Here is a 6,429-nt window from a genome sequence, read left to right as displayed (position 1 = left end):
CCGCAGCCACTCGTCGCCGCGGCCGCTGGCCGCCACGGTGTCGCGCAGGCGCGCCCAGCTTTCCAGCGGCACCGCGGCCGAGATGCGGGTGCGCAGGCGGCCGGCGGCGCGCGCGCGGCGGAAGGTGCGCAGGTCGTCCCACCCGCCCATGTGCTGCACGCTGGTCACGCCCTGCTCGGCCACGTGGCGCATGGCCGCGGCCAGCGCCCGGTCCTGCTGCTCGGCGCCGAGCGGGGGGACGGCGCGGTCCACCAGCCCCAGCGCGTTGTCCTTGAAGATGCCGGTGGGCTCGCCGTTGGCGCCGCGCACGATCTCGCCGCCCTCCACGTCGCGCGTGGCCGCGGTGACGCCGGCCGCCCGCAGCGCCGCCGAGTTGGCGAGTGCCATGTGGCCGTCCAGGCGATTGATCCAGACGGGGTTGTCAGGGGTGATGGAGTCGATCCACTCCTTGCGCGGCAGCTCGCCGCCCCAGAGCGAGTGGTCCCAGTTCCCCTCGGTGATCCACGCGCCCGCGGGAAGCGTGCGCGCGTAGTCGCGAATGCGGCGCACGAACTCGGCGGGCGTGGCCGCGTCGCGCAGCTGCACCGAGGAGAGCGCGACACCGCCGGTGATGAAGTGCACGTGCGAGTCGATGAACCCCGGCACCACCATCCTCCCGCCCGCGTCGACCACGCGCGTGCGCGGCCCGATCACGCGGTTCACCTCCGCGTCGCTGCCGACTGCGATGATGCGGCCTCCGCGCGCCGCCACCGCCTGCGCGTCCGCCGCCCCGCGCACGCCCGTCCACACCGCCGCGTGCACCACCGCGACGTCCGCGCACTCCGCCACGCACGGCGAGTGCTGCGCGGCGGCGGGGGTGATGGTGGAGATCGACACGATCGCGAGGAGCGACACCGAGCGCCGGCGTATCATCATCGGTTTTCGGGGAGTGAGGACAGGACGGGCGATCAGATGCGGGCGTTGAGCAGATCCGTGAGCTGCCGCGCCAGATCGACGTCGCCCAACTCGACGAGCTGATCGGGCAGCTCAGGGCGCGACAGGGGATAAATCCCGGCGCGGATGAGCCGTGCACGGGCGCGTTGCGTCAGCGCGGCCAGCAGCACTTCGTCGGCGGCCTCGCAATCGCCGTCCGCGCGCAGACCCTCGGCCGCGGTGGTGGCGCGACGTGCTCGCTCATCCGCCGCCGCGGCGGATGGGAACGGAAGCAGATCTCCCCAACGCTCGATCAACCGCGCCCAGATTCCCTCACGATCCACCAGCGGAATCCCGAAGCGCAGCCCCCATCCGAGCACCTCGTCGCCCGCCGCGACGGCCGAATCCACCTGCGCAGCATCCACCCAGTGGAGATCGACATCGAGCGGCGGCGCGTACGCAGGTTCGGTATCCGCGACGAGGAGGAGATCTACGTCGTTGCTCTCCGTAACGGCCCGCACTGCCGAGCCGTAGATCACGACCACGGCGACTCTCGTGTCGGTGAGCAACTGCGCCACCCAGACACGCGCCTCCTCGTTCGGCCAGCGAATCGGTCCAACGATCTCAGTTGGCCAGATTGCGGAGCAACGGTTGGAAGCCAGCTTGGCGGAAGTGCTCATCAGCGGTGAGTGCCTCTAGCAATCCGCGCTCTTGCATCACCACGAACGAGATGCAGTCGGTAAGACCCCACCGCTTATCCGGTCGGGTCCGCAGCAGGGTTAACCCCTTTGCGTACAACTCGTCAGACAGAGGTACGATCTCGACATCGGGATCCGCCTCGAGGTCGGTAAGCAGGTTCACCAATCCCCGACGGAACTGACTTCGTGCAAGCGCGTTTCCGATCTCCAGCAGAACCGCGCGCGTTGTCACGAACGTCGCTCGCGATTCGAGCTGACGAGAGAGTTGGACGGCGGCCGAATGATGCGCGTCCGTTTCCACGGATAGCGCGATCGCGTAGGAGGCGTCGAGGAAGACTCTATTCCTCGCCATCGTCCGGCTCCCCGTACAGGTACGAGTGGAGTCGAACGGACAGATCGGTAGGGCCCTGCAGCTTCAGCGAACGTGCCGTAGCAAGCCACGAGACCCGCTTCCGCTTGGAAGGGGCCTGATGATCAGGCTCACTGCCGGTAGCCGAACTGTCGTGCGGCAACCGGTCGCCTCGATCGTACGGACCGGAATTCGGCGCCATCGTTCCCTCGCAATTCAGTTCGTTTGCCACTCATCTGTGGAGTTTGTCCAAAATAACAGTAGCTGCCCATTCGATCAAGCCGAGCTCCATTACGGACCGCCCGCCGCCGCCTTGGCCGCCTGCTCGCGGAGGACGGGCTCGAGCACCTTCCAGACGTTGGCGGCCACGATACGCTGGCCCTGCTCGTTGGGGTGGATGCCGTCGCCCAGGTTCAGCTCCGCGTGGCCCGCCACGCCGTCGAGCAGGAACGGGATCAGCGGCAGGGAGTCGCGCTCGGCGACGCCGGTGTATACCGCACGGAACTCGCGGCCGTAGCGCTCGCCCAGGTTCGGCGCCGCCACCATCCCCGCCAGCACGATGCGCGCGTCCGGCCGCACCTTCCGCACGGTGTCCACGATCTGCTGGATGTTGCGCTGCAGCGCGGCGAGCGAGAGGCCCTGCAGCATGTCGTTGGCGCCCGTCTCCAGCACCATCACGTCGAACGGCTGCTTCACCAGCCACTTCGCCACGCGGTCGCGCGCCTGGGCGGAGACCTCGCCGCTGACGCCGGCGTTCACCACCTCGAACGGCAGGCCGGCCGAGTCGATCTTGGCCTGCACGCGCGCGGGGAAGCCGAGGTCGGGGTCCAGCCCCAGCGCCGCGGTCAGGCTCGTACCCACGAACATCACCACGCGGCGGCCGGCGGTGCGCGCGGCGCTCCCGGTGGGGTCCTCCGCCGAGCCGTCGTTCGCGGAGATCGCGGCGGTGTCCTCCGGCGCCTGCGACGACGGTTTGCGATCCTCGGGGCCGCAGCCGAGTATCAGGGTGCAGAAGGTCGGCACAACGATCAGGAACCGGCGGAGCAGCGTGCTCATCGTAGAAGATCTGTCCAAGACGTACCGCAGCGGCGGGCAGCAGCTGGCCGCGGTGACGAACGTAACCTTTCGGGTGGACGCGGGGGAGACGGTGGCAATCGTCGGACCGTCGGGGAGCGGCAAGACGACGCTCCTGGGCCTCCTCGCGGGGCTCGACCGCCCCAGCGGCGGCACCGTGCGGCTCGACGGCACCGACATCGGCGGGCTGAGCGAGGACCAGCGCGCGGTGCTGCGGCGCGAGCGCATCGGCTTCGTCTTCCAGTCGTTCCAACTCATCCCCACGCTCACCGCGCGCGAGAACGTGGAGGTGCCGCTGCAGCTGCGCGGCCAGCGCTCCAACGGCCGCGCGGACGAGCTCCTGGCGCGCGTGGGGCTGGGCGGGCGCGGCCACCACTTTCCCGCGCAGCTCTCCGGCGGCGAGCAGCAGCGCGTGGCCATCGCCCGCGCGTTCGTGCACGAGCCGCGCATCCTCTTCGCCGACGAGCCGACGGGGAACCTCGACGCGGCCACCGGGCAGCGGGTGATCGACCTGCTGATGGAGCTCAACCGCGAGCTGGGGACCACGCTCGTGCTGGTGACGCACGACGCGGATCTCGCCTCGCGCGCGCGGCGCGTGATCCGCCTGTCGGACGGGCGCGTGGTGTCGGACGAGCGGAGCGGCGAACCGTGACCCTCCGCCCGCTCTTCTCCCTGGCCTGGCGCGAGAGCCGCTTCGCGCGCCGGCGGCTCCTCCTCTTCCTCTCCTCCATCTCCCTCGGCGTAGCCGCCCTGGTGGCGACGCAGAGCTTCGCGGCGAACATGGAGGCCGGGGTGCGCGACCAGTCGCGCTCGCTGCTGGGGGCGGACCTGGCCATCTCCACCAACCGCAAGCCCGGCAGGCGCACGGAGATGGCGATCGATTCGCTGCGGCGCGCCGGCGCGGCGGTGGCGCGGATGACGTCGTTCGGGTCGATGGCGCTACTGGAGCGCACCGGGGGGACGCGGCTGGCCCAGGTGCGCGCGGTGGAGCCGGGCTATCCCTTCTACGGGATGATCGAGACGGCGCCCGCCGGGCGATGGCCGGCGCTGCAGGGCGGCCGCAACGCGCTGGTGGAGCCGGCGCTGCTCACCGCCCTCGACGCGCGGGTGGGCGATTCCATCTCCCTGGGCGACGCGCGCTTCCGGGTGATCGGCACGCTGGAGAAGATCCCCGGGCAGGTGGGCGTCGGCTCGCTCTTCGCGCCACCCGTGTACGTCCCCGCGCGCTACGTGGCGGAGATGAACCTGGTGCGCTTCGGCTCGCGCGTGGACTACGACGTGTTCGTCCGCACGTCGCCCCGCGAGGCGGCGCGCTGGGTGGAGGCGCACCGCCCCGTGCTGCGCGGCGAACGGGCCAGCGCGCGCACGGCCGAGCAGCAGCAGCGCCAGCTCGACCGCGCGCTCGGCCGCCTGGGCGACTTCCTGGGCCTGGTCGGCACCTTCGCGCTGCTGCTGGGCGGCATCGGCGTGGCCAGCGCGATGGGCGCGTACATGGCGCAGAAGCGCGAGACCGTCGCCGCGCTCCGCTGCCTGGGGGCCACGGCGCCGCAGGTGATCGCCGTCTACCTGCTGCAGGCGGGCGCGATGGGGCTGGCCGGCGCGGCGCTCGGCGCGGCGGCGGGGATGGGCGTCCAGTGGGTGCTCCCGCGCCTCCTGGCCGACCTTCTCCCCGTGCAGGTGGGGACGAGCGTGGACCTCGCCGCCGTCCTCACCGGCGTGGGGGTGGGGATGTGGACCGCCGTCGCCTTCGCCCTGCTGCCGCTGCTGGCGACGCGCCGCATCTCCCCGCTCGAGGCCATCCGCCGGCGCGTGGAGCCCGCGCGGAGAGTGCGCGACGTCTGGACGCTGGCCGCCGCGCTCCTCCTGGCCGCCAGCGTGGCCGCGCTGGTGGTGATGCAGGCCGGCGGCATCGGCACCGGCGCCGGCTTCGCGGCGGGGATCGGGGTGACGCTGCTGGGGCTCTGGCTGGCCGCGTTCCTCGTCACCCTGCTCGTCCGCCGCACGCCCGGCGCGGGGCTGCCGTACGCCGCCCGGCAGGGACTGGCGAACCTGCATCGCCCGGGGAACCAGACGCGCGTCGTCGTCCTGGCGCTCGGCTTCGGCGTCTTTCTCCTCGCCACGCTCTACCTGACGCAGGACAACCTCCTGCGCCCGCTGCGGCTGAACGCGGCCGAGACGCGGGCGAATCTCCTCCTCTTCGACGTCCAGGACGAGCAGCAGGCCGGCGTCCGCCAGGCCCTCCGCGCCGAGCGCACGGAGATCGTGCAGCAGGCGGCCATCGTCCCCATGCGCATCTACTCCATCAACGGGAAGACGGCGGCGCAACTCGTCGGCCCCGGCCCCGCGCGGGGGGACGACGACCCGCCCGCGCCGTCGAACCGCGACCGCAACGGCCGCGCGCGCTCGGGGCCCGAGCCGTGGGCCGTCCGCCGCGAGTACCGGTCGACGTACCGCGATACGCTGAACGCGTCGGAGGAGATGCTGGAGGGGCGATTCTGGCGGCCGGGGCGCGGCGGGGCGGCGGGGCGGAAGATGGCCGAGGTGTCGCTCGACAAGGCCATCGTCGAGGACCTGGACGTGAAGCTGGGCGACGTCATCACCTGGGACGTACAGGGCGTGCGCATCCCCACGCGGGTGACGTCGATCCGCGACGTCGACTGGCAGCGACTGGAGCCCAACTTCTTCGCCGTCTTCCCCACCGAGGTGCTGAAGGACGCGCCGCACACCTGGGTGATGCTGGCACGCGCTCCGGATGCGCCGGCGCGTGCGCGAGTGCAGAGGGACGTCGTCGCCCACAATCCCAACGTCGCCATCCTGGACCTGACGCAGGTGCAGGCCGCGCTCGACGAGGTGCTGGGGCGCGTGGCCGCCGTCATCCGCTTCCTGGCCGGCTTCAGCGTGGCGACGGGATTCATCGTCCTGCTCGGCGCGGTGCTCACCAGCCGGCTGCAGCGCATCCGCGAGAGCGTGCTGCTGCGCACCCTCGGCGCCACGCGGCGGCAGGTCGGCGCCATCCTCCTCACCGAGTACCTGTCGCTCGGCTTCCTGGCCAGCGTGGCGGGGATCGGGCTGGCGACGGCGGCGGGTTGGGCGCTGGCCAGGTGGCTGTTCAAGGTGGAGTTCGCGCTCCCCCTGCCGCCGCTGCTCTGGCTGGCGCTGGGCGTGACGGCGCTCGCCGGCGCGGTCGGGTGGTGGGCCAGCCGCGAGGTCTTCCGCCACACGCCGCTGGAGGCGCTGCGGGACGAGTGAGGAAGAGAAAGGATCACACGGAGGGAACGGAGGAAACGGAGGGATGACGGTGCGGAACCGATCTCCCTCCGTTTCCTCCGTTCCCTCCGTGTGACTTCTGCCGTTGGTGAAAGGAGAGGGGACGAGCGCGGGAGATGCGGAGCGCGC

At 71.7% G+C, this 6,429-nt stretch carries 6 protein-coding genes; 2 read left to right on the top strand and 4 right to left on the bottom strand.

Going from position 1 to position 6,429, the window contains the following annotated elements; translation table 11 throughout:
* From VF092_05335 to VF092_05320, 4 genes are all read right to left on the bottom strand, one after another.
* Positions 1–915: amidohydrolase family protein (locus tag VF092_05335; GenBank protein HEX6746699.1), on the bottom strand; the 915-nt coding region annotated here is incomplete at its 3' end.
* Positions 916–947: 32 nt separating this feature from the next.
* Entirely contained in the window at positions 948–1,592 is a 645-nt protein-coding gene (locus VF092_05330; protein HEX6746698.1) for a hypothetical protein, read from the bottom strand.
* Positions 1,537–1,962: a PIN domain-containing protein gene (locus VF092_05325; GenBank protein HEX6746697.1), complete on the bottom strand. Its 426-nt coding sequence runs from the start codon at positions 1,960–1,962 to the stop codon at positions 1,537–1,539. The genes VF092_05330 and VF092_05325 overlap by 56 nt, the downstream gene beginning before the upstream one ends.
* Before the next feature lie 288 nt (positions 1,963–2,250).
* The gene (locus tag VF092_05320) at positions 2,251–3,015 is read right to left on the bottom strand and encodes an arylesterase (protein HEX6746696.1); all 765 of its coding nucleotides are present in this window, start codon (positions 3,013–3,015) and stop codon (positions 2,251–2,253) included.
* On the opposite strand from VF092_05320, the gene VF092_05315 reads away from it, so the two are divergent.
* Both VF092_05315 and VF092_05310 read left to right on the top strand, forming a co-directional pair.
* Entirely contained in the window at positions 3,008–3,685 is a 678-nt protein-coding gene (locus tag VF092_05315) for an ABC transporter ATP-binding protein (GenBank protein HEX6746695.1), read from the top strand. The two genes, VF092_05320 and VF092_05315, sit on opposite strands and share 8 nt — an antisense overlap.
* Positions 3,682–6,282, top strand: a complete 2,601-nt coding sequence (locus VF092_05310) for an FtsX-like permease family protein (protein HEX6746694.1) — start codon at positions 3,682–3,684, stop codon at positions 6,280–6,282. The genes VF092_05315 and VF092_05310 overlap by 4 nt, the downstream gene beginning before the upstream one ends.
* Positions 6,283–6,429: the final 147 nt, after the last annotated feature.

This window comes from Longimicrobium sp. (assembly GCA_036377595.1).
GTDB lineage: Bacteria > Gemmatimonadota > Gemmatimonadetes > Longimicrobiales > Longimicrobiaceae > Longimicrobium.
The sequence above is the reverse complement of the archived record's forward strand: the minus strand, read 5'-3'. Positions and strand labels throughout refer to the sequence as shown.